The organism is Ochrobactrum sp. SFR4 (assembly GCF_019730395.1).
GTDB lineage: Bacteria > Pseudomonadota > Alphaproteobacteria > Rhizobiales > Rhizobiaceae > Pseudochrobactrum.
In genome coordinates this window covers 1-239 of record NZ_JAAPBB010001325.1, presented here as the reverse complement: position 1 = coordinate 239, position 239 = coordinate 1, and the positions used below count along the sequence as shown (strand labels likewise).

The window sequence follows — 239 nt, the reverse complement described above, 5'->3', positions numbered from 1 at the left end:
TTGCCGGGGCTTTTGCTCCATTTGCTTTTGCGGATGACAGAGCTGCGGCTGTTGTATCCACATTAGATACAGCACCTACACCTTGTGTGCGCGGAGTTTGTGCACGTTTATAGTTCTGTTCGCTCAGCTCAGCTTCAGCTTTGCTGGCTACCAGATCTGCCTTCTGAATTTCATCATCCAGCTGCAGCAATAGATCGCCTTTTTTGACAATCTGATTTGGCTTGAACATGATTTCCTTG

At 47.3% G+C, this 239-nt stretch carries 1 pseudogene; it reads right to left on the bottom strand.

Annotated elements, in window-relative coordinates:
• Positions 1-239: pseudogene (locus HBA93_RS23325) on the bottom strand (efflux RND transporter periplasmic adaptor subunit); the annotation flags it as partial.